Below are 25,395 nucleotides of genomic sequence, written 5' to 3' on the forward strand. Positions count from 1 at the left end.
CTCCCTGAGCGTGGTGCATTCCAGACGGCTTCCTTTGACGTGCGCCAATCTAGATGATAATTATTTGCATCATTCTCACCATAACGAATCCTCGGGATTCACGCAATGCACCCCGGTGGTGCGACCCCTCTGCGCGGCCACTCACCGCGATCCACGGATGGCAGTGAAGGCCGACGCGGGCCTTGATCGATCGAACAGCAGGAAGCTAACCATGTTGGAACGCAACACCACCCCACCCTCGCCCCAGGCCCTGGATGAACACGAAGAACTCGCCTGGTTCGCCCAGCAGCAGCAACCCGAGCAGCTGCACCGGCAACTGGGCGCCTGGCGCCTTGGCCCCCAGGCCGACCTGTCGCTGCTGGCCCTGGCCGTGCAGGCGGTGGTCGAGGCCACGCCGGGCCTGAACAGCCGCTACCACTTCAGTGACGACGGCGACCTGTACAAGGCCCAGGAGCCCGGCTGGTACCCGTGCCTGCGTATCGAACGGAGCACGGCCGAGGGCATGGACGCCCTGCTGCGGGCGCGCCAGGCTGCGCCCTGGGATTCCACCACGCAGCCGCCATTCGAGGCCCTGCTGCTGGCCGGTGATCACCAGGCCGCACTCGGTCTGCTCTGCCATGCGGTGCTGCGTCAGTCGCCGCAAGCCCTGCTCGAACGCATCCGCGCCGCATACGACGCCCAGGCCGGCGACCAGCCACTGGTGCTCGAACCGTTGTCGCAGGCGCCTTCGACGGACATCGCGCAACGCATCCTCGATGCGTTCCGCCAGGCATTGGCGGAGCCTGGCATGACCCTGGACGATGACTTCTTCGACATGGGCGGCCACTCGCTGCTGGCCACCCGGATCATCGGGCGCTTGCAGGGCGAGCATGGCATCGAACTGCGCTTCAGCGACTTCTTCGCCTCGCCCAGCGCCTCGGCGCTGGCCACACGGGCCAAGCTGAGCCAGGGGCAAGCCAGCCAGGGCAGCGATCAGGCCGGGGATATCCAGCAGGCGCCGATGGCCCTGGCCCAGGCGTCGTTGTGGCGCGCCTGCGCGGCCTTCGACTACGGCACTATCTTCAACCTGCCCTTTGCCCTGGACTTCCACGACCCGGTGGACGAGGCGCTGCTGCAGCAGGCCTTCACCGACCTGCTGGAGCGCCATGCCAGCCTGCGCACCACCTACCATGGCGAGGGCGACGACGCCTGCCAGCGCATCGTGCCGCTGACCGAGCTGGACCGTTTCAAGTGGTTCTGGAACAGCGCCGAAAGCGCTGGCGCGAGCCTGGCCAGCGAGGCGAAGCACCGCTTCGACCTGGCCCGCGAACTGCCACTCAGGCTGCGCATGCTGCGTGACCCGCACAGTGGCCACCAGGTGCTGTCGTTCCTGGTCCACCACATGGCCATCGACGAGTGGTCGCTGAACGTGATCATGGCCGAACTGGCCGAGGCCTACCTGGCCCGCGCCCGGGACCGGGCGCCGCAATGGCCCGCGGCGGCGCGCACCTTCCACGAATTCGCCCTGGCCCAGAGTGCCCAGGGCCCGAACCCGCGCCACCTGGCGTACTGGACCGAACTGCTGCGCGACGCCACCCGCGGTCTCGCCCTGCCCGCCTGCGATGACGCCACGCTGCTGCCCGCCGACCAGGCGACCACGCGTGCGCGCTGGCTGGAGCTGCGTCCCGAACCCGGCATGCTGGAGCAACTGGGCGCCAGTGCCCGGCTGCATCAGTCATCGCTGTTCAGCGTGATCTACACCGCCATCGCCCTGTCGCTGCACAAGCTCGGCAACCTCTCGGACCTGGTGATCGGCACCTCGGCGTCCGGGCGCACCGATCCTGCGTATTTCGACACCGTCGGCTACTTCACCACCATGGTCGCCCACCGCGTGCAGTTCGCCCCCGAACAGTCGCTGGCCGGGTTGCTGGGCGAGGTGACGCGGATGATCAACGACTCGATGGCCTATGCCGACGTGCCCATGGAGACCATCCAGCAGGCGCTGGGCATGACTCCCGCCGAGGGCCTGATGTTCGATGTGTATGTGCAGATCCACGCCAACAACGCCCTCAATGGCGCGCTGCAGGCACCCGATGGCCGGGCTATCCGCTACAAGCAGATCGACCCGGACAAGAGCGAGTCGATGTTCGGCCTGCAGTTCGAGATCATGGAAGATGTGTTCGATGGCCAGCGCTCGCTGCGCCTGGTGATCACCTACCGCAGCGATCGCTACAGCGGTGCTCAGGTCGAGCGCCTGTGCGCGATGATTTCGGCGGCGTTCGGTGTGTTGGCCGAGGTGGATGGCGGCCGGCGGGCGCTGGGCGACGTGGAGTTGTAGCAACCAGGGGCGCTTTGCGCCCCTTTTCCCGATACAGGGAACTGTGCATCCGTGGGAGCGGGCTTGCCCCGCGATCACCGGCGAAGCCGGTGCCATGCATGGCATCGCGGGGCAAGCCCGCTCCCACGCCGTTCTGGTTAAAGCCCCATCGTTCAGTCCTCCGGCAACCCATAGCGCTGGAACGACGAGCGTTGCGGCACCCGGTACTGCGCCCGACCCAGCAACTGGTTGACGATCACCGCATTGCGCACCGGCCCCAGCCCCAGGTCCGGCGAGCCGACGCCATGCTGGAAGATCTCGGCGTTCTGCACGAACACGCGGCCACTGCCGCCATCGCAACGCTGCGCGGTGAAGTCCTCGCCGACGATGCAGTCACCGTGCGCGTCGGTGGCCAGCACCGTGCCTTTGAGCTGCTCGAACCACTGCGGCCAGGCATGGGCATAGCCGGTCGCCGCGACGACCGCGTCGGCTTCCAGCGTTGCCCGTTGCTCCAGCTGGCTGTGCCGGAAGGTCATGCGCAGCCCCGCCGAGCCCAGCTCCTCGACCGTCTCCACGTCACAGCTGGACAACAGCGTCAGCCCAGGTTCGCGCCCGCCGATGGAGCGTTCGTAGATCAGGTCGTAGATCGCGCCGATGGTCGAGAAGCTGATGCCTTTGTACAACAGGCCCTGCTGGGCGACGATCTCCCGGCGTTTGTCCCGCGCCAGGGTGTGGAAGTAGTTCATGTACGCCGGGGTGAAACACTCCTGGCCGAGCTTGGAGTACTCCATGGGGTGGAAGCCTCCCGAGCGGGTGATCCAGTGGATCGACGCCCCCGCCTCCACCTGCTCCGGGGTCAGTGCGTTGAACAGCGCCAGCACGCACTCCGCGGCGCTCTGTCCGGAGCCGACCACCACCACGCGCCGGCACTGCTCCAGCTCGCCCTGACGCTTGCCGAACTCTGCCGAGTGCAGCAACGGCGCCTGGGTGCGGGTGCGCGCCCAGGCCGGCAACCATGGCCGGGTACCGAGGCCGATGGCCAGGTCGCGGCTGCTGTAGCGCCGCTCCAGGCCCGACACCGACACGCTGTCGATGACGAAGCGTTCGCTGGCGTTGTCGTAGCGCACGCCCGTGACCTCCTCGCCGAAATGGCAGCCCGGCAATTGGCCCGCCGCCCAGCGGCAATAGTGGTCGTACTCGCGCCGGGGCACCTGGAAGTGGTCGTAGTAGTAGAACTGGAACAGGCGGTCGTGCTGGTGCAGGTAATTGAGGTAGCTCAGCGGGTGACACGGGTCGGCCAGGGTCACCAGGTCGGCCAGGAATGGCACCTGCAAGGTGGTGCCGGGCAGCAGCAGGCCCTCGTGCCAGCGGAACTGCGCCTTGCGCTCGAGGAACGCGCAGCTCAGGTGCGGGTGGCGCGACAGCAGCGCGGCCAGGCCCAGGTTGAACGGTCCGATGCCGATGCCGGCGATATCCAGGTGTGCGATGTCCATATGCTCGATGATTTCCCAAGAACGATGATTGGCGCCCCGGGCCAGGCCCAGGGCGATTGATTCAGGCCGGTGGTTTCACATGGGGGCGCTGACGAGCAGGCGCTCGACCTCTTCCACCGTGCGGCACGGCAGCAACTGCGCGGGCGACAGGCGCACCGCGAAGGCTTCGCCCAGGCGCGCCGCCAGCGGTTTGAGGTGCTGCGGCCGCAGGCCCATGGCCAGGAAATCCCTGGCCGGCTGGGTGGCACCGAGCACCTGCTGGTAGATCGCCAGCACCTGGGCATGACGCTGCGGGTCGCTGGGCACAGCCGCCGGTATCGGCGCCTGCTCGGTGTCACCTTCAAGCAAGGCGCGGGCGAGCCTGCGGTCCGGCTTGCCGTTGGCGGTCAACGGCAAGGCGTCGACCTCGACGAACCGTGTGGGCACGTGGGACTGCGGCAGCAGGGCCCGGGCATGCTCGCGCAACGCCAGGGCGCCGGGCGGCGCACCGTTGCGCCTTACATACAGCGCGCCGATGCAGGCCTCGCCCTGTTGCGTGTCGCCATAGTCCACCACCAGCACCTGCTGCACCGCCGGATAGCGGATCAGCTCGATCTCGATGTCCGGTAGCGACACGCGCACGCCACGCACCTTCACATAGCCATTGACCCGGCTGTCGAACAGCAGCACCCCGTCCTCGCGGTAGCGGCCCCGGTCACCGGTACGGAAGGCACGCACTGGCGCGCCGTGCTCGTCGAGCACATTGACGAAGTCGTTCTGCACCAGTTTGCCGTCCTCCAGGTAGCCCAAGGCCAAGCCCACCCCACTGGTGTGGATACGCCCGGCGACACCCTGCGGGCAATGCGCGCCGTGCTCGTCCAGCAGCCAGTAGCGGTTGCCTGGCAGTGGCCGGCCATAGGGCACCCTGGCGCGGTCCTGTTCACCGATTTCGTGCCAGATGCTCCAGATGGTGGTCTCGGTCGGGCCCCCCAGGGACACCAGCCGCGCCTCGGGCAGTAGCTCGCGTAGTTCGGCGATCACCGCCGGCTTGATGTAGTCGCCGCCCTGGGCCAGCAGGCGCAGGCTGCGCAGACCATCACCCTGACGGCAGGCCAGGAGCATTTCGAGGATGGCCGGCACCGAGCACCAAAGGCTCACACCGTGCTGCCTGACCAACTGGTTCCAGCGCAGCGCATCCTTTTCCTCGCCGGGCTCGGGCAGCACCAGCGCCGCCCCGGCGCACAGGCTGCCGAATACGTCGAACAGCGACATGTCGTGGTGCAGCGGGGTCACCGAGATGAACACATCGTCGCGGCTGACCTGCCACTGCGCCAATGTGCTGCCGATGACATTGGCGGTGGCGCGGTTGTTCAGCACCACGCACTTGGGCTTGCCGGTGGTGCCGGAGGTGTACAGGTAGTAGGCCGGCGCGGTGCTCGCCGACAAGGCCGCCAGCCCCGTCAGGTCCAGGGCTGCCGGAGGGCTGGCCAGCAGTGGCGCGACGGCGTCGACCACCAGCGCCGGCTGGCAGTTGTCCAGCAGATAGCGCAGGCGCTCCTCGGGCGCCGCCGCGTCGATCGGTACCCAGACCAGCCCGCTCAGGGCGCAGGCCAGGGTCGTCATGGTGTGCTCAGGACCGCGTGGCAGGCAAATGGCGACCACCTGGCCGGGGCGCAGCCCGCGGGCCTGGAATGCCCCGGCAATGCGCTTCACACCCTCCCCCAGTTCGGCATAGCTGATGCGCCGTTCGCCATGCAGCAAGGCGATGCGTCCATTGTCCGGGCCGAACAGGTTGTGGGCGATGCGCCCAAGGAAATCGACCGGCTCGGCCTGCGCCTCGCTGCTGTTCAGGCGGTAGTGGCCAAGGTCGATGAACTGCCGTGCGTGGACTTCGAATGCAGCCTGCCCGGCCAAATGCGCCACCGCCTGGTTCAAGGCTGCGAGCAACTGCCCGACCCAGCGACCATCGACCGCTTCACGGGCATAGTCGATCTCGAACGCCAGCCCGCCCTCGGCGGTGTTGCAGAATCGGATGTCCATGGCCACCTGCGGCGTCTGGGTCAGGCCCGCGCTGAGGGTCATCGGGCCATCGACCGCGCCCACTGGCCAGGACAGGCCGTTGGTCAGCACCACCGGTAGCGCCGGGCCTGGGCCGTTGCTGTCGTACAGCAGGCGGGCCAGGTCCACGCCGGAGAACGCCAGATGCTGCAAGCCCTCCAGCACATCGGCCTGCAGGCGCTTGGCGCGCTCGGCCAGGCTGGGCAGGCCGCGCTGCCAATCGACGGCGATGAAGCTGGAGCGGTTGGCAAATGCGCCGTCCTGGGGCGGCGCCACCGGCACCGCCACGCACAGACTGCCTTCGTCCAGCCAGTGGCCGAGCACTTCCAGCACCACGGCCATGATCGTCGAGTTCTTGAACAGCCCCTCACGCGCACCGGCGCGGCTCAATGCCTTGAACGCTTGGGCGGAGACTATCTGACGCTGGCGGGCGTATCGGGCCACGCCGACCTTGTCCAAGGCTTGGCGCCACGGCAGCCTTGGTGCGCCGTCGACCTCGGCCAGCTTTGCCTTCCAATACTCGGCATCCGCCTTGCGCACCTCGCTCTGGTCGATGATAGCTGTCGTTGGCTCGCTGGCCGTCAGCGGCTGGCAGTGACCGTCGAACAACTCGACCATCAAGGTAGCGATGGAGCGTCCATCGAGAATCAGCGCATCGAAGCGCACGAACACCACCAACTCGCCTTGTGGCAACTGGAAGGCGGTCACATTCCAGGGCGGCCCGGCCAGGTCGAACAGCGCATGGGCATAGTCCTCGCGACGGACCTCAAGCTGCGCCTGGGCCTGCTCGGCCGTCAACCCGTGCAGGTCGATCACCTCCAGGTTGACCTGCACCTGGTCGCTTATCGACTGGGTCAATGCCTGGGCATCGATACGGGTGCGCAGGCTGTCGTGGCGGCGCACCATGTCCGTGAGGCGGCTGCGCAGCAGCGCCAGGTCCAGGCGCCCGCGATACTCGCGAAACTCCTGCATGGCCACGCCGCCCAGCGGCAGGTGCTCGCCACGCCCCAGTAGGTAGGCCTGTTGCAGAGCGTTCAGTGGTCGATCCCGGCTCGCCGCGATCGCCAATGGCTGGTGCAGCCCGCCCATGTCGGTAGCCACCGCCACAGCCAGGGCGATGAAGCGTTCGAACAGTGCCTGGACCCAGTCAGCGGGCAATGCGTCCAGGCGCACGTCCCAATTGATCAGCAGGCCGCCGTCGGCCCGCGCCACCTGCGCGTCCAGGGCCACCTGCGGGCCCTGGGAGATCACCCAGCCCATCGGCCCGAACACCCGGCTCACCCGCTCGGAGAACAGCTCGCCGCCAGGCAAGTCCAGCCCTGCGGTGAACACCACCGGTGCCAGTTGCGGCGTACCGTGATGGCGCGACAGGTCGCGCATCAGGTCCACGCCCGGATAGGCGCTGTGTGCCAGACGCTCCACCAGTTGCCGATGCAGGTCCCGGCACAGCGCGGCAAGGTTGGCGACTCCGCTGAAGTCGACATCCACCAGCACCAGGTTGGCGAACTCGCCAACGATGCGCTGCACAGGCTCCAGCAGCGGTTCGCGCCAGAACACTGGGACGTTCAGGCGCAAGCGCCGATCGCCGGTGTGCTCACCCAGGGCGGTGGCGAACAGCCCGAGCATCAACGCCGACGAGGTGATCCGCTGTGCCCGCGCCGCGTGCTGCAAGGCACGATACTGCGCAGGTTCAAGGCGAGCGGCAAAGCGCTCGCTGCGTGCCGGCCCCGCAGGGAGCAAGGGCAACGAGGGCGCCGGGGCGATCTGCGCCAGGCGTGCTCGCCACCAGGCGCGGTCGTGGCCGCGGGCGGCACGCAGGTCGGCATCGGCACGCACCTGGTCCAGCCAGTCGAAGTAGCTCGGCGTGCTCGGCAGAATGCTTTCAGGCGACTCGTACAGCCGGGCCAGGTCTTCCATCAGCACCCGGAAGCTCGACGGGTCCACCGCGATCATGTCGGTGTCCACATGCAACCGGCAGGCATTGCCCGGCAGCAGGCTCACGCCGAAGCGCGCACCCTGGCCAGCACCCAGGTCCAGGCGTTGGTGGCCCCATTGGCGACGTTTCTCCAACAGGCGCCGCTCCACGGCTGGACCATCCAGATCGCTGAAATCCTCCAACTCCAGGTGGGCACGTGGCGCCTCGTCGACGGTCTGCCGCCCCTGCCCGTCGATGCGCAGGCTCAGCATCGGATGCGCCCGGTACAGCCCCTCAAGTGCGCCGGCAAGGCGCGCCACATCGATGGCCCGGCCATCGAACTCGGCGTACAGGTGCGCGCTGACGCCACCCAGTGCCGCATGTGCATCCCGCCCGATCCAACAGGCGGCCTGCATCGAAGTTAACTCTCTCATCGCTTACCCGCGTAGTTGACAAATCCATGTGTTTCGCGTCCTCATATTTACTAACGAGAATGATTATATTTCAAGGCTTTCTTTCTCACCCATCGCCAAGGAGGCAACCCATGAAGACAGGCACCCTGCGTTTGCAAGACAGGGACACCGTGCCGCTCAGCCAAGAGGACTCGAGCTTTTCATTCACATCCGGCGAGCGCGAGCTGAGCGTCAGCGGCCTGCGCGAACGCATCGACACCCCGGCTCACGGTAGCCATTTGGCCGGCGGCGCACTGCGGCGCAGTATCGACCAGGCCTTCGAACGCGCCCGCCAGGCCGGGCAGGAAAATCCCATCGTCGTCGGCGCGATTCCCTTCGACACCACCCAGGCTTCCAGCCTGTACGTTCCCGAAGCCTATACCTGGCAGGCGCGCACCGCGGCTCCTGTACAGCCCGGCTCGCTGCCTGCTCTGCTCAGCCAGGCCAACATCCCCGACGAACAGGGTTTCAAGCGCGCCGTGCGCCACGCCATCGTCAACTTCCAGCACAGCGATGTGCGCAAGGCCGTGCTCTCGGTGCAGCGCGACCTGCACTTTGCCGCGCCCGTGGACACGGCCCAGGTGCAGGCCAACCTCAAGGCACTGAACCGCGAGGGCTACCACTTCCGCGTGCCCCTGGTCGACGGTTCCACCCTGCTGGGGGTGAGCCCGGAACTGCTGGTGCACAAGCAAGGCACCGCCTTCGTCAGCAATCCTCTGGCCGGCTCCGTGCGACGTATGACCGCTCCAGAGGCCGACCGCGCCAACGCGCAATGGCTGGCGGCGTCGGAGAAGGACCACTACGAGCACCGCCTGGTCACCGAGGACATCGCCCAGCGCGTCGGCGAGCTGTGCAGCCGCCTGCAGGTCCCCGAACGACCCTCGCTGATCAGCACTGCGGCGCTGTGGCACCTGTCCACGCGTATCGAGGGTGAACTGGCCTCGGCCGATATCGACGCCCTGCAACTGGCCTGCCGCCTGCACCCGACCCCCGCCGTCTGCGGTTACCCCACCGAGCGCGCCCGCCAGCTGATCCGCTTCGTCGAGCCCTTCGAGCGTGGCCTGTTCACCGGCATGGTCGGTTGGTGCGACGCCCAGGGCAACGGCGAGTGGGTGGTGACCATCCGCTGCGGCACCTTCAACGGCCAGCGCGTGCGCCTGTTCGCCGGCGCCGGCATCGTCGAGGCCTCCAGCCCCGACAGCGAATGGAACGAAGTACAGACCAAGCTCGGCACCATGCTGCGCGCCTGTGGCCTGGACCATTGACCTCAAACCCGCTTTCCGAGACTCCCATGACCATCGAATTCACCCCCTGGCCCGCGGACCGGGCGCAGCGCTATCGCGCCGCCGGCTACTGGAACGACCAGCCGCTCAGCCAGTTGCTGATCGCCCGCGCCGCCGTGCAGCCGCAAGCTCCGGCGATCCTCTGCGGCGAGCGCCGCATCAGCTATGGCGAACTGGACCGCCGTGCCTCCAACCTGGCTTCGCGCCTGGCCGCCCATGGCCTGGGCCAGGGCGACACGGCGCTGGTGCAGTTGCCCAACGTCGCCGAGTTCTACATCGTGCTGTTCGCCCTGCTCAAGGCCGGCATCGCCCCGGTCAACGCGCTGTACAGCCACCGCCAGCACGAGCTGGGCGCCTTTGCCCGGCAGATCCAGCCGGCCCTGCTGATCGCCTCGGCAGAACATGAGGTATTCCGCAACGACGCGTTCCTCGACGACTTGGCCAAGGAAGGCCTGCGCCCGAAGTTGACGCTGATGCTCGATGCCCTAGACGACTGGAGCGCCAGCGCCGATGTGCGCGGCACCCACTACGCACCCAGTCCGCCCGGCGAGGTGGCGTTGTTCCAGCTGTCCGGCGGCAGCACCGGGACCCCCAAACTGATCCCGCGCACCCACAACGACTACGCCTACAGCGTGCGGGCCAGCGCGCAGATCTGCGCCCTCGACAGCGACACGCGCTTCCTCTGTGCGCTGCCGGCGGCGCACAACTACACCCTCAGTTCCCCCGGTGGCCTGGGCGTGCTGCACGCCGGCGGCTGCGTCGTCATGGCGGCCAACCCGGAGCCGTTGCACTGCTTCGCCCTGATCGAACGCCACGCCGTGACCATGGCCGCCCTGGTGCCCAGCGCCGTGGCCCTGTGGCTGCAGGCCGCCCCCGGGCACGCCGCCAAGCTGCGTAGCCTGCGCCTGCTGCAGGTCGGTGGCGCCAGTTTCGCCGAGGCCTTGGCGCGCCAGGTTCCCGAGGTGCTGGGCTGCAAGCTGCAGCAGGTATTCGGCATGGCCGAGGGCCTGGTCAACTACACCCGCCTGGACGACAGCGACGAGCAGGTGTTCACCACCCAGGGCCGGCCGATTAGCGAGCTGGACGAGGTGCGCATCCTCGACGAACAGGGCCAGCCGGTCACCGACGGCGAGCCCGGCATGCTCGCCACCCGTGGCCCCTATACCTTCTGCGGCTACTACAAAAGCCCCGAGCACAACGCCCAGGTGTTCGACCAGGACGGTTTCTACCACTCCGGCGACATCGTCCAGCGCAGCGCCGACGGCAACCTGCGGGTCGTCGGGCGGGTCAAGGACCAGATTAACCGCGGCGGCGAGAAGGTCGCCTCGGAGGAGATCGAGAACCTGATCGTCATGCACCCCGATGTGACCCACGCCGCCCTGGTGGCACTGCCCGATGAACTGCTCGGCGAAAAGAGCTGCGCCTTCATCGTCTCGCGCAACCCGCAACTCAAGCCGATCGCCCTGCGCCGCCACCTGATGGGCCTGGGCATCGCCGAATACAAGCTCCCGGACCGCATCCGGCTGATCGACGCCATGCCGCTGACCGCGGTGGGCAAGATCGACAAGAAGCAACTGCGCGCGCTGCTCGCCGTCGCCCCGACCGCCTGACCGTCCAAGGACCCGACATGACCATTCCAACCATCCACGACTATCCCATGCCGCAACCGGCCAGCTACCCGGCCAACAAGACCACCTGGCAACCCGACCCGGCCCGCGCCGTGCTGCTGATCCACGATATGCAGCGCTACTTCCTGCGCTTCTACCAGCCGGACGGTGCCCTGCTCACCGCGCTGGTGGACAACCTGTCGCGGCTGATCCAGTGGGCTCGCGCGCAGGGCATCCCGGTGGTCTACACCGCCCAGCCCCATGAACAACCGCCGGAAGACCGCGCCCTGCTCAACGCCATGTGGGGCCCGGGCCTGCCGGCGGCGAGCCCCGAGCAGCAACCGATCATCGACGCGCTTTCGCCACAGCCGGGCGATACCGTGCTGACCAAGTGGCGCTACAGCGCTTTCCAGCGCTCCGACCTGCTCGAACGCATGCGTGGCTGGCAGCGTGACCAACTGCTGATCGGCGGCGTGTACGCCCATATCGGCTGCATGATCACCGCCGCCGACGCCTTCATGAACGATATCCAGGCCTTCCTGGTGGGCGACGCGGTGGCTGATTTCTCCGAGGAAGAGCACCGCCTGGCCCTGAAGTACGTGGCCACCCGCTGCGGCCATGTCACCGACACCGCCACCCTGCTGACCCAGCCGGCGGGCGTGACCACCCGTGACTGGCTGCACGGTCGAGTGCGCCAGATGATCGAGGACGACAGCGAGCTCGACCCTCAGGAAAGCCTGATCTTCTACGGCCTCGACTCGCTGCAGGTGATGAAACTGGCCGCTGAGCTCAAGCAGCGCGGCATCGCCGTCAGCTTCGAGGAGCTGGCCAACGCGCCGACCCTGGACGGCTGGTGGTCGCTGGTACAAGCGCGGGGGGCTGCCTGATGGCCATGGCCCGCTTCACTGGGCGGCGCGTGCTGGTCACCGGCGCCGCCAGCGGCATCGGCCGCTGCGTGGCGCAGCGCTTTGTCGAGGAAGGCGCCGAGGTCATCGGCCTGGATTGCGAGGAGGCCGACGTGCCGTTCCCGCTGCTGCATGTCGACCTGACCGACCCGGCCGACGTGCAACGGGTCTGCGACCGGCTCAAGGAACAGGCGCAGTATCTCGATGTGCTGGTCAACGTCGCCGGCGTGCTGCGGCTCGGGCTCAGCGACGAGGTGTCCTGCGAGGACTGGCAGCGTTGCCTCGACGTCAACGCCAGCGCGCCGTTCTACCTGATGCGCCAATGGACCCCGGTGTTCCGCCGCCAGCGCCGCGGCGCCATCGTCAACGTCGCCTCCAACGCCGCCCATGTGCCGCGCCTGAACATGGCCGCCTACTGCGCCTCCAAGGCCGCGCTGGTCAGCCTCAGCCACTGCGTGGGCCTGGAGCTTGCGCCCTACGGCGTGCGCTGCAACGTGGTCTCGCCAGGCTCGACACGCACGCCGATGCTGGCCGGCATGCTGGGCGATCCGGCGGCAGAACGGCAGTTGATCGACGGCCTGCCACAGCAGTTCAAGCTCGGCGTGCCCCTGGGCAAGATCGCCACGCCCGAAGACATCGCCCATGTGGTGCTGTTCCTCGCGTCCGAGCAGGCCGGCCACGTGACCCTGCAGGACATCGTGGTCGACGGCGGCGCCACCCTGGCCGCCTGAGCCCGACACGACCACCGACAAGGACTTTCACCCGCAACGCGCCCGGCCCAGGTCGGCCGGGCGCGCTCCATGGAGCTGGACATGACATTCTCACCTGCCGACCACGCACGTCTCGAGGGGTTCTGGCGCTACTGCCTCACACACCAGTACTTCAATGTCGGCTACCCCGAATCCGCCGATTTCGACTACAGCCTGCTGCACCGTTTCATGCGCTTCTCCATCAACAACTGCGGCGACTGGAACGAGTACAGCAACTACCTGCTCAACTCCTTCGACTTCGAGCGCGAGGTGATGCGCTTCTTCGCCGAACTGTTCCACATCCCCTTCGAGGACAGCTGGGGCTATGTCACCAATGGCGGCACCGAAGGCAACATGTTCGGCTGCTACCTGGCCCGCGAGCTATTCCCCGACGCCACGCTCTACTACTCCCAGGACACCCACTACTCGGTGGCCAAGATCGTCCGCCTGCTGCGCATCAAAGCCCAGGTGGTGGCGTCCCAGGCCAATGGCGAGATGGACTATGACGACCTGGTCGCACGGATCGCGGCCGACGGCGAGCGCCACCCGCTCATCTTCGCCAACATCGGCACCACCTTGCGCGGCGCCACTGACAACATCGCCACCATCCAGCAACGCCTGGCCCAGGCCGGCATCCGCCGGGAGGACTACTACCTGCATGCCGACGCGGCACTCAGCGGCATGATCCTGCCCTTCGTCGACGCCCCCGAGCCTTACTCGTTCGCCGACGGCATCGACTCGATCTGCGTCTCGGGGCACAAGATGATCGGCTCGCCGATGCCCTGCGGCATCGTCGTGGCCCGGCGCGCCAACGTCGAGCGCATCTCGGTGGAGGTCGACTACATCAGCGCCCGCGACCAGACCATCAGCGGCTCGCGCAACGGCCATACGCCGCTGATGATGTGGGCCGCCCTGCGCAGCCGCTCCATGGACGACTGGCGTGAGCGCATCCAGCGCTGCCTGGACCTGGCCCAGCATGCGGTAGACCGGCTGCGGGCAGCCGGCATCGAGGCCTGGCGCAACCCTAACTCGATCACCGTGGTGTTCCCCTGCCCCTCGGCCAGCGTGTGGAAGCGGCATTGCCTGGCCACCTCGGGGGATACCGCGCACCTGATCACCACCGCCCACCACCGGGACAGCACGCAGATCGATGCCCTGGTCGACGAGGTGATCGCCGATCTCAAGGCCCGTGGCAAGCCGCCGGCCAGGCAACCGTTGCAAGGCGCCCTGGTCGACGGGCTGGCCACTCGCACCCAGGTCTACAGCACTGCCGGCCAGCCACTGCGCGTGCCTGCACCGGGCCTGGGGAAACCTGAACCGCAACGCATCATCGCCCATCCCAAGGGCAGCGATAGCTGAACGCCGAGTCGTCATTTCGGGCGTAAGCATGTAAGCCTGTGCCTACAACACATGACCCTGGAACCTGGCGTGCCGAAAAACCGGGGGCGGGCTGATCCGCCCCTTGCCCGCCCCACACAGGCCACCGCGCAGGCGACCCTCCGTGCGCGTTTGACAGCCCATGGCATGGCTCTATAGTCGGTTTCCTGGCAACGGGAAGGATTTCTGTTTGCCTCGGACAAGAACCCCGCCATGTACAGGAGTTGCGTAATGGCCACGCTCACGGATGACGCTCCGTTCAAACCCGCCCTGCCTCGCCTTTTGCTCGCCCCCGCCAGCCCCGCCGTCAACCGACGACATCCTCGCCACTGACCGCAGCGCCAAAACCGACACGTACCCGTGACCTGCCCTGGGCGGTCACTGCCTTCGTTCGCCTTCAATAAAGACAATAGGTGCGTCATGACTGCAACCCGTTCACCGCAAACGGCCGTTGCGCCGTTGCCGGAAACCGAAACACTGCGCTATCGCCCAGCCAACCCCGCCGATATCGAAGCCCTCGCCGCGCTGTTCCAGCAGGTCTATGGGCAGACCACCCACCCCTGCCAGAGCGCGTCCTACATCCGCTACTCGATGAGCAGCGGGCAACAGCAGTGGTTCGTCGCCGAGGCCGAGGGTAACCTGGTCGGCTGCTGCTGCATCGCCCGCCGCCCGTGGAACCAGTCGTGGGAGGTGTGCCACGGTGTGATTCACCCTGACGCGCGCAGGACCGGCGCCATCTCCAGCCTGGTCCGCCTCGGTTTCGAGACGCACCGGCCAGCACCCATGGAGCTGGGCTTCTACATTACCCGCAACATCGCCAGCCACGGCGTCATGAAGAAGATCCGCCCCGCCGTGCTGGTGGGCCATGACGGTGGCCCGGACAAGGTCGATGGCCTGCGCGAGTATCACCTGACCGCCATCCACCCCGTACCCCAGGCCCGCTTTGCGCACGTCGCCCCCTGGTACGTGACCACCCGCGCCGCCGACTATATCCGCAGGCTGCTCTACCCCGCCCTGCAGCTTGCCGTTGCCACCGGCAGCTACCCGGACACCTACCTCAGCGGCCCGACCGGCGCCGAACGCCATGGCCAGCTCAGCTACAGCCACGACCCGCAGGCCGCCGCGCTAATGCTGTCGGGCCAATGCGGCCACTATGCCTCGACCCATGTCGTGCTGACCGAGCTGGGCGCGCTGCTGCGTCAGTATTCCCAGGCCGAGTACGTCGGCCTGGTGATCCTGGCCGACAAGCTGGAGCTGCTGGCCAGCCTGCGCCGCCTGGGCTTTGCGATCACCGCCTACCTGCCGGCCTGGCACCTGGAGAACGGCAGCCGCTACGACTGCATCCAGCTGGTGTTCCAGGACTTCGCCGTGGCGCCGCGCAGCCACGGTTTCGATGATGACATCGCCCGCTTCGACCTGGCCTACGCGCACCTGGCCAACAACCTCTGCAGCCTTCCCGCGGCCCCGGCTTCCCGGGCCGCCAGCTAACTGATCGGAGTTTCAGCAAGTGACCAAGGACCAATGGCTTAGTGTAAGAAAACAGATCCCCGACGGCGCCCGGGAACCCTGGACCGTGATGTTGTGGGTCGCCGACCTGCTGCTGCTGGCGGTGGCCTGGAACCTCTGGCTCGCCGACTCCACTGCCCTGCAGTTGCTGGGCCTGGCGCTGGCAGGTCTGGCCACCGTGCAGCTCTACCTGATCATGCACGAGGCGACCCACGGCGCCGCCTCGGCCAACCGCCGGTTCAACGACTTCATCGGCCACTGCAACGGCTGGCTGATCGCCCTGCCGTTCCTGGTCCGCCGGCGCTTCCACATGGCCCACCACACCTGGACCGCGCACCCGCTGAATGATCCGGAGAACCGCGGCATGATCGAGCGCTTCTCGGTGATGACCAAGAAGCAGGAGCGCACCCTGGAGTTCGTCTGGAAGCACTGGATCCCGATGATCGCCGCCAACCACTTCCTGCTCAACTGGCGCGCGCCCTTCATCGCCAAGGCCAAGGGCGACAGCTCGCCGCGGATCCTCAAGGAGATCCGCTTCGCCCGCCTGTACCTGGCCGGCTACCTGGCGGCGGCGGTGCTGGCCTGGAGCCTGGGGCACCTGCTGGACCTGGTGCTGTTCTACCTGATCACCTGGGTGTTCCTGTTCTTCATGGTCGAGCTGCTCAACCTGCCGCACCACGCCGAGGCCCCGCTGCTCGCCCGCGATGCCGATCGCCTGCAGTTCTGGGAGCAGGACGGCGTGTCCCACGACTGCAAGAGCCTGCCGCTGTGGTCGCGCTTCGTGATCCTCAACTTCAACCTGCACATCGTCCACCATGCCTTCCCCTCGGTGCCCTGGTACCGCCTGGCCAAGGTGCAGAAGCTGCTGGGCGAGCATGAGCTCGGCCATGCGCCGTCGCAGACGCATGAATGGGAGTTCGCGGTGAAGAACCGACGCCGGCCGTTGTTGCAGCTGATGGGGCATTTCTTCGATCAGCGGGGTTGAGCTGCCCCCTCTGAAGTAGCACGGGGCTGCGTGGGAGCGGGCTTGCCCGCGATGGCGCTAAAGCTATCGCGGGGCAAGCCCGCTCCCACAGGTGCCATGCTCAGTTGGAAAAATGCCGGTTCGGCACATACCGCAACCCCAGGTTCTCCCGCAACGTACGCCCCTCATACTCGCGCCGGAACAAGCCCACCCGCTGCAACTCTGGCACCACCTGCCCGACAAAATCATCCAGCCCGCCCGGCAGATGGGTAAACAGCAGGTTGAAGCCATCCGCCGCCCCTTCCTCGAACCAACAGGCCATCTCCTCGACGATCTGCCTGGGTGTGCCCACAAGCAACCGGTGTCCGCCTGCGCCGAGCCTGGCCAGCAGTTGTCTGGCGGTGGGCCGTTCGCGGCGGATCAGGTCCACCACCAGCTGCTGGCGGCTCTTGTGCCGTTCGGTCACTGGCAACGGGGCCGGCAGCACAACCGGGGCATCGGGTGGCAGCCGCTCCAGGTCGATGCCGATATCCAGCAGGAACGACAGTGCCTTGAGCGCCGCCTCCGGATCCACCAGCGCCTGCAGTTGCTCGTGCTTCTCCTGCGCTTCGCTGGCCGTGCGCCCCACCACGGGCGCCAGGCCCGGCAACACCAGCAATGATTGCGGCGGCCGACCGGCCAGGGCCAGGCGCTGGTGGATGTCCGCATAGAATGCCCGGCCTTCGGTCAAGGTCTGCTGGGCGGTGAACACCAGCTCGGCGCTGCGCGCCGCCAACGCTCTTCCGGCTTCAGAGGAGCCGGCCTGGGCGATCACCGGCCAACCCTGCAACGGCCGTGGCGCATTCAACGGGCCACGCACGCGAAAATGCTCGCCCTGGTGGTCGAGCACCCGCATCCGCGCGGGCTCCAGCCAGGTGCCGGAGGCCTTGTCTAGCGGGAAGGCATCGTCCGCCCAGCTGTCCCAAAGCCCGGTGACCACGTCGAAGAATTCCCCAGCACGGGCATAGCGATCGGCATGGGACACGTGCGCCGCGTGGTTGAAGTTCTCGCCGCCGATCAATCCGGTGACCAGGTTCCAGCCGGCACGACCAGCGGACAGGTGATCGAGGGACGCGAAGGTGCGAGCAATGTTGTACGGTTCGTTGAAGCTGGTGTTGGCAGTGGCGATCAAGCCAAGGTGGCGGGTCACCACCGCCAGTGCCGGCAGCAGGGTCAGCGGGTCCCAGCGCAGGCTGTAGGCGCTGCTGCGCAGCACCCGTGGATCCAGCTCGCCGACGGCGACGTTATCGTTGAGGAACAGCGCGTCGAAACAGCCGCGCTCGAGGGTCTGGGCGTACTGTCGATAGCGCTCGAAGTTGATCGAGGCATCGGCGTCGGCCTGCGGGTGTCGCCAACTGCCGGCGTGGGCGCCGGCGCCGGAGAGAAAAGCCCCCAGTCGCAGGCGGCCGTCACGCCTTGCCATGGCTGGGCTCCTGGGCAGGCACCGGCGCTTTTGTCGTGCGCAGCAGCAGGGTCACCGCGCCCCAGACCAGCAACAGACTGACGGCGAGGAACACCATCAACGCCTGGTAGCCGTCGAGAAACGCGGCATGCACCCAGCCCTGCAGGACGTCGCCGCCCTGCCCCAGGTGCTCGCCCAGCAGGGCCGCGCCCTGCTCCGGCGCCGCCGCCGCCCTGGCCAGCCAAGCGGTCTGCGCAGGTACGCCCGTGGCGCCGGACAAGGTATCGGCCGCCACCGCCCGGTACAGCCCCACCCCGACCGCCAGGCCGAGCCCACCGCCGACATTGTGCAGGGTCATCAGCGAACCCATGGCCACCGAGCTCACCTGCTGCGGTACCGAAGAGATCCCCAGCACCGTCGAAGGCCCGAGGATGCACGCCCAGCCCAGCCCCATCACCGCGAAGGCGCCGAGCAGGTGCAGCAACGAAGTCTGCTCACCGAATGCCGCCTGCAGCACGGCGGACAGCACGAACAGCAACAGCCCCACCTGCACCAGCAATGCCGGGCCCTTGCGGTCCACCAGGCGCCCCACCCACGGCGACAGCAACGCCACGCCGAGGGTGGTCGGCAGCAACAGCAGGCCGCTGGCCTGCACGCTCTCACCACGGACCAACGCCAGGTACAACGGCATCACGAAAAATGCCACGCAATAGAACACTGCCAGGCCGAAGCTGGCGGTGACCGCCGCGACGAAGCGGCGGTTGGCGAACAGGCGCAAGTCGATGATCGGCGCCTCGACCCGCAACTCGACCGCGACGAAGGCCAGCAGGGCAAGCAGCGCCACCCCCAGCAGGCCCAGGGTATTGGCCGAGGTCCAGCCCCAGTCGGCGCCCTGGACGATGGCCAGCACCAGGCTCGGCAAACCCAGCAGCAGCAACGCCGCCCCCAGCCAGTCGAGCCGCGCGCCGTCCTCGCCGGCCCGCGACTCGTCCGCCGCCACGGCGATGATCGCCAGGCTGAGCAACACGAACGGCACGTTGACCAGAAAGATCCACTGCCAGCCGAAGGCGCTGGTAATCAGCCCGCCCAACACCGGCCCCGCCGCGAGGCCGATGCCATTGACGCCAAACAGCACGCCGAATGCCTTGCCTTGTTCCTCGCTGGCGAAGGTGGCCGCGACGATCGCCCCCGACGCGGTGTACAACACCGCGCAGGCCAGGCCCTGGGCGATCCGCGCGGCCACCAGCGTATCGATGGTGGTGGCCAGCCCTGCCGCCAGCGAGGCCAGCCCGAAGACCGTGAGCCCCAGGTTGAGCACCCGCCGGCGGCCTTTCAGGTCGGCCAGCCTGCCCACCAGCACCATGCTGCTGGACAACGCCAGGATGAAGCCGTTGATCACCCATTGCAGGCTGCCCACCGAGGCGCCGAGGTCGGCCTGCAACGCCGGCAGCGCGGTGTTGACGATGGTGAAGTCGACGCAGCCGAGAAAACTGGCGATGCTCACACCGAGCAAAGCCCACCATTTGCGTTGCTGTTGCGCAAAAACGCCCATGGAAACTCCTGTTCCGGATTTCAGTGTGAAGGCCATCGTCCGTGTGGCGTGGGGCCTGCGAGGCTAAAGGTCAGATGGCAATGGCGCTGGCGGCCCAGGCCGGATGCACCACCCCTGGCAGGGTGAAGGGAATCGGAATGCCGCGTTTCTTGAACTTCAGCGGCAGCCAGTGCACGCGGTCTGGCGCGTGAGGCTCGACCAGCAGGCGCCGGGCGGTCGCCATGGCGTCGGTCATCTGCTGCGGGTAGATCACGTAGTCGTACCCCTGCTCGGCCCACTGCGGCAGGATGATCGGCACTTCCTCGAGGATGTACTCGCGGCACTGGGCGGCGGCGCGCTCCAGGTCCGCCTCGGGGTCACGCAAGCGCAGACGCTCGATGAACACGCCGATGGTCGCTTCGATGGCGCCGCGCAGGTCCTCGCTTTCACGATAAAGCTGGTTCACCTGCTGGCGCAGCTCGGCGTAACGGTCCGAGGCCAGCTCCTGGTTCCAGCGGCTGATGCTTACCGGCGCCTCCAATCCGGCCAGGTACTTGCGGTTGCGCGCCAGCCACGCGTCACCATCGCGAATCGACGCCGACAGCGCCTCTCCCGGCGACTTGCCGTGCTTGTTGTGGCGCTGCAAGGTGTCGGCCACCACCACCTTCACCTGGCTGAAGCCGGATTTGTTGATCAGGTGCACGGTGGAGCTGAGTTTCTGCTCCTCGTGGTATTCCTGGCCCACGCTGACTGCCAGCACGCAGCGCTTGCCGGTGAAGTCCAGCGCTTCGCCGCCCTTGTTGAAATAGGCTTTGAGGTTGATCGCTTCCACATTGCTCATGTTGCTTAGCTCCAGTAGGCCAAAGGCTGGTCGTCGCCGAAATAACCGATGAATACGCCGAGGGTGACCCGGGTGCTGGTGGCCGAGGGACGCACCGCGTGGATCAACCGCGGGTTGAGAAAAATCAGGTCACCCGCCTCGGGCTTTACCACCAGGTCCGGTGGCGGCAGCAGGTGGCGCTCGATACCGTAGGCGCGCTGGCCACGCAGGCGTTCGTACTCGGCCTCGTCGGGGTGCAGGTTCCAGATCTCCAGCTCGCCGCCGTCCTCGGGGATCTGCAGGTAGATGTTGGTCGACAGCTGGGTGAGCAGCCGCGGCTGGTGGTCGGCCGGGGCATTGCGGGCCAGGTCGTCGGTATGCGGCGTGAGGTCGACGTTGTTGCCCTGGAAGCGGGCGATGCCGACGAAGCACTTGCGCCCGTTCACATCCAGCAGCCGCGCCCCTTTGGGCCAGACCTCGTCGAGCAGCAGGCGCAAATGGTCGATGGGCGATGCCAGCGGGCCGAAGGCGCTGCGGATCTTGCGAATATTGGCGATGGCCTGGCCGTGGTACTCGGCGCGACTGGCCTCGTCCCTGATCTCGATGTAGGCCTTGCCCAGGCGCACGAACTCGGTCTGCTCGCTGAAGGCACCACGCAGCTCGTGATGACTCAGGCGCTCCAGGGCCAGGGCCACGGTATCGGCGGGTGCGAAGCCTTTGATCAGGATGCCCAGTGTGCGGGCGTGAATCACATCGTCTAACTGTGCGGCGGTCAATTCCTCGACCGTGGTAATCGTCAGCATGAACACTCCCTCGCCTATTCCTGAACGGTTTGACTGCACCTGTGATTGGCGGCTAACCGGCGACTTCCGATGGTCGCCAGGCCATCTTCAACAAGCGGCAAGCACTTGTGAAATATCGTTTTTCTCTAGCCTAAAAACTTTTTTCAAAATATTACTGAACAACTTCAGCCATTATCAGCAATGCGCATGAACATTATAAAAATTACAACTTAAGTTACGCGCAGCGGACAACTTTCACTGAACTTCCGGTGCTTCATTGAACTGCTCGTCCACCTGTTGTTTGGCAACGAAGCCCGGGGTGATCACCCCCTCGTCCTGGTACAGCCGGGCGGTGTCGGCCAAGTCCCTGACCAGCGCGTCGTCCACCGCGACCCTGCGTGGCTGTGAAAAGCGGTTCGAGCGTAGGTGCACCTCCAGCGGCAGCCCGCTCTGGCGGGCCTGGATCGCCGAAAACTGCTCGACATGGGCGTTGGCCCAGTCCCAGGCGCGGCCAACCCGGCGCAGGAAATCCCGCAGTTGCGCCGGCTTGTCGCGGATCGCCGCAGGGTTGGCCACCAGAAGCATGTTGCCGGCGAACAAGCCTTCGCCGCTGACCAGCACCCGCGTGCCGCCTTCGAGCTGGACCATGCTGGTGTACGGGTCCCAGGTGGCCCAGGCGTCGGCGCCGCCGTTGGCCAGCAGGCTGCGCGACTCGCCTGGTTGGAGAAACACGAACGTGGCGTCGCGGCCGCTGTGGCCAGTGGCGCGCAACGCTGCCAGCGCCAGGTAATGGCCGATGGAGCCACGGGTGGTGGTGATGCGCCGGCCCACCAGCGACGCCGCGTCGCTCAGCGGCGATGCTTCGGGCACGACGATCGCCACCGCCGTGGGCGTCACCTGCAGGCGCACCGCCCCGACGGTCTTGAGCCCGGCGCCGGCCGCAGTGGCGAACACGAACGGCGCGGTGCCCAGGGTGCCGATATCCACCGCGCCGGCCGCCAGGGCCTCGGCGGTGGGTGCGGCGGCGCCGAAGGCGGCGAACTCCAGGGGGTACGGTACATCGTCGAGCTCGCCGGCGGCCTGCAGCAGCACCTGCAGCGAGTTCTTCTGGCTGGAGACGCGCAGTGTTTCGTCTGCGTGAACGCCCCCCAGCACCAGGCACAGCAACCCCGTCAGCATGTGACGCCCACTGAATAAATGACTCATCAGAACGCCAGGCTCACGCGGCCGTAGTAGTAACCCCCACCCAGTCCATAGGGCGAGAACATCCCGTACTCGTAGGTCCCGGCCCAGGGCACGATGCCGATCTTGTCCGGGTACTTGTCGAACAGATTGTTGGCCCCCAGCGCCACCGTGATGTTCTGGGTGAGGTCGTAGGCCACGTCGATGTCGGTGATCCACTTGGCGCTGTAGGTGCGGTCGTTGGCCGGGATGTTCGAGCCTTCGGTGTACTCGCCGTAGCGGGTCAGGGTCAGGTTCACCGTCCAGTCGTCGACCTTGTAGTTGCTGTTGAGGATCCACTTGTCCTTGGGCGTGGCCTTGGTCAGGTCGATCTGCTGTTGGCGGTCGAACAGCACGTACCCTGCGCCGAGGCTCGACAGGCTCGCCGGGGTGTCGGCCAGGTCACGGATGATGGTCTTGTTGCGGTTGTAGGCCAGGCTCCAGCGCACGGTGCCGTACTCGGCGAGCGGCTGGCGGTACTCGGCCACCAGGTCGACGCCTTTGGTGCGGGTGTCCGCGGCGTTGGCGAAGTACTGCCCGGACAAGTCAGGCGACAGGCCGTTGGCCACCAGGATTTGCGACACCGCGGGCCCGGTGAGCACGCCGGTCTGCAGGATGCGGTCGTCGATGTCGATCAGGTAGAAGTCGGCAGTCAGGCGCAGGCGCTCGGTGGGCTCGGCGGTGAAGCCCAGGCTGTAGTTGCGCGACTTCTCCGGTTCCAGGGTCTGGGCGCCGAGGGCGATGGCCTCTGGCGAGCCGGGGCGCATCTGCTTGGTGCGTGCGGTACTGGTGCTGCCGCCGGCGCCAAAGATCGTCACCGAGCTGGTCGAAGAGAACACGTTCTGCGCCAGCGACGGCGCACGGAAACCATTGCTCACCGCCGCGCGCACCGCATAACCCGGGGCGAACTCGTAGCGGGTGGTGAACTTGCCGCTGACGGTCTCGCCGACCTCCTGGTTGTAGCGCTCGTAGCGCAGGGCGAAGGCGCTGTACCACTGCGGGGTGAGGTTGAGGCCAAAGTCGACGTAGGCCGCACCGCTATGGCGGATCATCTGCCCGGCATCCTCCGGCGTGGTGCCGTTGACCGAGAACAGGCCTGGGTCCGGACGCCGTCCGGCCAACGGGCCGCTTGGGATGACGTAGTCGCCATAGTTGTAGGAATTGGGTTCGCCCTCGGTGAGTTGATACTTCTCCCAGCGGTACTCGACGCCGAACGAGGTTTCCAGCGGGCTGCTCCAGCCAATGTCCAGGGCCCGACTGAAGTCCAGGTTGGTGGTCCACTGGTCGAAGATCTCGTCGGTCAGGTGAAAGCGGCGCTGGCTCAGCAACGGGTCGTTGGACAGGTTGAGGTTGTTGTCGGTGTACAGCTTGGCCTTGTCGCGGCCATAGGTGGTCGACAGGTCCCAATCCCACTCGGCGGCCAGGCCCTTGAGACCGGCGAGCAACTGGTAGTCGGTCTCCTCCACTTCGCGGGTGGCCTGGCCGCCCTTCGGATAAGGCGGGTTGGCCAGCCAGTTGGTGGCGGTGATGTCGGTGGGCGCGCGGTGGCCGAGGACCTTCTTGCCGTCGCGGTAGCTGAGGGTGGAGAACGAGTACAGCTTCAGTTCCTCGCCCAGGGGCAGTTCCAGGTTGTAGGCGCCGCTGTAGGTGCGGTCGCGGCCCAGGCCGTATTCCTCGCCCCAGCCGTGGCGTTCGCTCAGGCGCGGGTCGGGCTGGCCGTTGGCCAGGGTGGTGAAGTTGCCACGCACGGCGCCGGCGCGGTCGTAGGGTTCCTGTACCTTGGCGTCGAACGACAGGTTGAGAAAACCACCGTCGCCCAGGTCGAAGCCGGCGTTGGCCGCCTCATGGCCGCTGGTGCCGTCCCCGGCATAGTACTGGCCGACGGAGCTGTCGGAGGTAATGCCCTCGGCGTCCTGCTTGAGGATGATGTTGATCACCCCGGCGATGGCGTCGGAGCCGTACTGCGCCGCCGCGCCGTCGCGCAGCACCTCGATGCGCTCGATCGCCGCGGTGGGAATCAGGTCCAGGTCCACCGGTACCGCAGCCGTGCCGACCCGCGCGTTGTTGTTGATCATCGCCGTATTGTGCCGGCGCTTGCCGTTGACCAGGATCAGCACCTGGTCGCCGCCCAGGCCGCGCATGCTGATGCCGCGTACCAGGAAGGCGGTGCCGCCACCGTTGATGGTCGGCGCGTTGAACGAGGGCAGCAGGCGCGTGAGCATGTCCTTGAGGCCGTTCTGGCCGCTGGTGCGCAGTTGTTCGCCGGAGATCACATCCACCGGCACCGGGCTGTCGGTCACGGTACGCTGCTGGCTGCCGCGCACGCCGGTCACCACCACGGTAGACAGCGCCGGGTCTTCGGCGGCGATAGCCTCGCCGGCCAGGCTCAGGGCCAGGGCGGTGGCCACAGGGGAAAGCTTGAAGGTCTTGGGCATCTGCGGATATTCCTTGTGGCGGCCATGACCCGGCCGCCGCTCTCGGGTTCGGGGGCTCAACGGGCCTTGGCGGCGACCGCCTCGACTTCGATCAGGGCGCCGGGCAATACCAGCCCGGCCACCTGCACCGTGGTGCGGGTCGGTTTCAACGGCTGGCGCTCACTGCCGAAGAACTGGCGAAAGCCGCGCTGCAGGCCGTCGAAATCCATGCGCCCCTGCAATTGCGGGTCGCCGACCAGGTACACCCGTAACTGCACCACATCGCCCAGGCCGAGGCCGCGCGGCGCCAGGGCGGCTTCGACCTTGCGCAGCACCGCCACGGTCTGCGCCTCGGTGTCGCCATTGGCGCGCAGCTCATCCTTGGGCGCCTTGGGGTCGGCCGGGTCGGGCAGGATCCCCGAGACGAAGGTCAGCGCCGTGCCCGGCGGCAGGGTCGCCGACTGCAGGATCGGCGAGTTGGGATAGGTCGAGGGGACGCGCTCGATATCGGCGGCCTGGCTGGCCGCCGCGAACAGGACCCCCAACCCCAGAAGGGCGTGCTTGAAAGGCATGGCGAAGCTCCACTGATGTGTAGGCGCCAG

General features: G+C 67.1%; 17 protein-coding genes. 8 read left to right on the forward strand and 9 right to left on the reverse strand.

What is annotated here, in order from left to right:
* Positions 1-211: 211 nt before the first annotated feature.
* Positions 212-2,317 (forward strand): condensation domain-containing protein, encoded by a 2,106-nt coding sequence (locus DFS21_RS19090; RefSeq protein WP_111532856.1) that lies wholly within the window; start codon positions 212-214, stop codon positions 2,315-2,317.
* A gap of 152 nt (positions 2,318-2,469) precedes the next feature.
* On the opposite strand, the gene basC is transcribed toward DFS21_RS19090, so the two are convergent.
* Positions 2,470-3,789, reverse strand: a complete 1,320-nt coding sequence (gene basC / locus DFS21_RS19095) for a putative histamine N-monooxygenase (protein WP_110703400.1) — start codon at positions 3,787-3,789, stop codon at positions 2,470-2,472.
* A 75-nt stretch (positions 3,790-3,864) separates the two neighbouring features.
* Positions 3,865-8,157 carry an amino acid adenylation domain-containing protein gene (locus tag DFS21_RS19100; RefSeq protein WP_256591434.1) on the reverse strand — a complete coding sequence of 1,431 codons (4,293 nt, stop codon included), beginning with the start codon at positions 8,155-8,157 and terminating at the stop codon, positions 3,865-3,867.
* A gap of 128 nt (positions 8,158-8,285) precedes the next feature.
* On the opposite strand from DFS21_RS19100, the gene DFS21_RS19105 reads away from it, so the two are divergent.
* The 7 genes from DFS21_RS19105 to DFS21_RS19135 all read left to right on the forward strand — a co-directional run bounded on the left by DFS21_RS19105 (position 8,286) and on the right by DFS21_RS19135 (position 16,605).
* Positions 8,286-9,458, forward strand: coding sequence for an isochorismate synthase MenF (locus DFS21_RS19105; RefSeq protein WP_111532858.1), 1,173 nt, complete (start codon positions 8,286-8,288; stop codon positions 9,456-9,458).
* A 26-nt stretch (positions 9,459-9,484) separates the two neighbouring features.
* Entirely contained in the window at positions 9,485-11,086 is a 1,602-nt protein-coding gene (locus tag DFS21_RS19110; protein WP_111532859.1) for a (2,3-dihydroxybenzoyl)adenylate synthase, read from the forward strand.
* A 17-nt stretch (positions 11,087-11,103) separates the two neighbouring features.
* Positions 11,104-11,970, forward strand: coding sequence for an isochorismatase (locus DFS21_RS19115; RefSeq protein WP_023632374.1), 867 nt, complete (start codon positions 11,104-11,106; stop codon positions 11,968-11,970).
* Complete coding sequence (gene dhbA, locus DFS21_RS19120) at positions 11,970-12,719, forward strand: 2,3-dihydro-2,3-dihydroxybenzoate dehydrogenase (RefSeq protein WP_110703388.1); 750 nt, start codon at positions 11,970-11,972, stop codon at positions 12,717-12,719. Before DFS21_RS19115 ends, dhbA begins: the two co-directional genes overlap by 1 nt.
* 81 nt (positions 12,720-12,800) lie before the next feature.
* Entirely contained in the window at positions 12,801-14,096 is a 1,296-nt protein-coding gene (locus DFS21_RS19125; protein WP_111532860.1) for a histidine decarboxylase, read from the forward strand.
* Positions 14,097-14,534: 438 nt separating this feature from the next.
* The gene (locus DFS21_RS19130) at positions 14,535-15,602 is read left to right on the forward strand and encodes a GNAT family N-acetyltransferase (protein WP_110703381.1); all 1,068 of its coding nucleotides are present in this window, start codon (positions 14,535-14,537) and stop codon (positions 15,600-15,602) included.
* Between the two features lie 88 nt (positions 15,603-15,690).
* Complete coding sequence (locus DFS21_RS19135) at positions 15,691-16,605, forward strand: fatty acid desaturase (RefSeq protein WP_225933185.1); 915 nt, start codon at positions 15,691-15,693, stop codon at positions 16,603-16,605.
* A 100-nt stretch (positions 16,606-16,705) separates the two neighbouring features.
* On the opposite strand, the gene DFS21_RS19140 is transcribed toward DFS21_RS19135, so the two are convergent.
* From DFS21_RS19140 to DFS21_RS19170, 7 genes are all read right to left on the reverse strand, one after another.
* Entirely contained in the window at positions 16,706-18,046 is a 1,341-nt protein-coding gene (locus DFS21_RS19140) for an LLM class flavin-dependent oxidoreductase (RefSeq protein WP_178082042.1), read from the reverse strand.
* Positions 18,033-19,577 carry an MFS transporter gene (locus DFS21_RS19145; RefSeq protein ID WP_111532861.1) on the reverse strand — a complete coding sequence of 515 codons (1,545 nt, stop codon included), beginning with the start codon at positions 19,575-19,577 and terminating at the stop codon, positions 18,033-18,035. Before DFS21_RS19145 ends, DFS21_RS19140 begins: the two co-directional genes overlap by 14 nt.
* 70 nt (positions 19,578-19,647) lie before the next feature.
* Entirely contained in the window at positions 19,648-20,397 is a 750-nt protein-coding gene (locus DFS21_RS19150) for a tRNA-dependent cyclodipeptide synthase (RefSeq protein WP_111532862.1), read from the reverse strand.
* Positions 20,398-20,402: 5 nt separating this feature from the next.
* A complete protein-coding gene (locus DFS21_RS19155) occupies positions 20,403-21,179 on the reverse strand; it encodes a 2OG-Fe(II) oxygenase (RefSeq protein WP_046857791.1) in 777 nt (258 codons plus the stop codon).
* Positions 21,180-21,413: 234 nt separating this feature from the next.
* On the reverse strand, positions 21,414-22,364 hold the full coding sequence (locus DFS21_RS19160) for an aliphatic sulfonate ABC transporter substrate-binding protein (RefSeq protein ID WP_111532863.1): 951 nt from the start codon (positions 22,362-22,364) through the stop codon (positions 21,414-21,416).
* Positions 22,364-24,814, reverse strand: a complete 2,451-nt coding sequence (locus tag DFS21_RS19165) for a TonB-dependent siderophore receptor (protein ID WP_110703372.1) — start codon at positions 24,812-24,814, stop codon at positions 22,364-22,366. The genes DFS21_RS19160 and DFS21_RS19165 overlap by 1 nt, the downstream gene beginning before the upstream one ends.
* Before the next feature lie 56 nt (positions 24,815-24,870).
* A complete protein-coding gene (locus DFS21_RS19170; protein WP_110703370.1) occupies positions 24,871-25,365 on the reverse strand; it encodes a RidA family protein in 495 nt (164 codons plus the stop codon).
* Positions 25,366-25,395 lie beyond the last annotated feature (30 nt).

The organism is Pseudomonas sp. 2848 (assembly GCF_003253945.1).
Classification (GTDB): Bacteria; Pseudomonadota; Gammaproteobacteria; order Pseudomonadales; family Pseudomonadaceae; genus Aquipseudomonas.

What these genes read in the sequence shown, in the direction of transcription:
- DFS21_RS19090 (WP_111532856.1), top strand. Translation starts at nt 212, where the DNA reads ATGTTGGAACGCAACACCACCCCACCCTCGCCCCAGGCCCTGGATGAA.
- basC (WP_110703400.1), bottom strand. Translation starts at nt 3,789, where the DNA reads ATGGACATCGCACACCTGGATATCGCCGGCATCGGCATCGGACCGTTC.
- DFS21_RS19100 (WP_256591434.1), bottom strand. Translation starts at nt 8,157, where the DNA reads ATGCAGGCCGCCTGTTGGATCGGGCGGGATGCACATGCGGCACTGGGT.
- DFS21_RS19105 (WP_111532858.1), top strand. Translation starts at nt 8,286, where the DNA reads ATGAAGACAGGCACCCTGCGTTTGCAAGACAGGGACACCGTGCCGCTC.
- DFS21_RS19110 (WP_111532859.1), top strand. Translation starts at nt 9,485, where the DNA reads ATGACCATCGAATTCACCCCCTGGCCCGCGGACCGGGCGCAGCGCTAT.
- DFS21_RS19115 (WP_023632374.1), top strand. Translation starts at nt 11,104, where the DNA reads ATGACCATTCCAACCATCCACGACTATCCCATGCCGCAACCGGCCAGC.
- dhbA (WP_110703388.1), top strand. Translation starts at nt 11,970, where the DNA reads ATGGCCATGGCCCGCTTCACTGGGCGGCGCGTGCTGGTCACCGGCGCC.
- DFS21_RS19125 (WP_111532860.1), top strand. Translation starts at nt 12,801, where the DNA reads ATGACATTCTCACCTGCCGACCACGCACGTCTCGAGGGGTTCTGGCGC.
- DFS21_RS19130 (WP_110703381.1), top strand. Translation starts at nt 14,535, where the DNA reads ATGACTGCAACCCGTTCACCGCAAACGGCCGTTGCGCCGTTGCCGGAA.
- DFS21_RS19135 (WP_225933185.1), top strand. Translation starts at nt 15,691, where the DNA reads ATGTTGTGGGTCGCCGACCTGCTGCTGCTGGCGGTGGCCTGGAACCTC.
- DFS21_RS19140 (WP_178082042.1), bottom strand. Translation starts at nt 18,046, where the DNA reads ATGGCAAGGCGTGACGGCCGCCTGCGACTGGGGGCTTTTCTCTCCGGC.
- DFS21_RS19145 (WP_111532861.1), bottom strand. Translation starts at nt 19,577, where the DNA reads ATGGGCGTTTTTGCGCAACAGCAACGCAAATGGTGGGCTTTGCTCGGT.
- DFS21_RS19150 (WP_111532862.1), bottom strand. Translation starts at nt 20,397, where the DNA reads ATGAGCAATGTGGAAGCGATCAACCTCAAAGCCTATTTCAACAAGGGC.
- DFS21_RS19155 (WP_046857791.1), bottom strand. Translation starts at nt 21,179, where the DNA reads ATGCTGACGATTACCACGGTCGAGGAATTGACCGCCGCACAGTTAGAC.
- DFS21_RS19160 (WP_111532863.1), bottom strand. Translation starts at nt 22,364, where the DNA reads ATGAGTCATTTATTCAGTGGGCGTCACATGCTGACGGGGTTGCTGTGC.
- DFS21_RS19165 (WP_110703372.1), bottom strand. Translation starts at nt 24,814, where the DNA reads ATGCCCAAGACCTTCAAGCTTTCCCCTGTGGCCACCGCCCTGGCCCTG.
- DFS21_RS19170 (WP_110703370.1), bottom strand. Translation starts at nt 25,365, where the DNA reads ATGCCTTTCAAGCACGCCCTTCTGGGGTTGGGGGTCCTGTTCGCGGCG.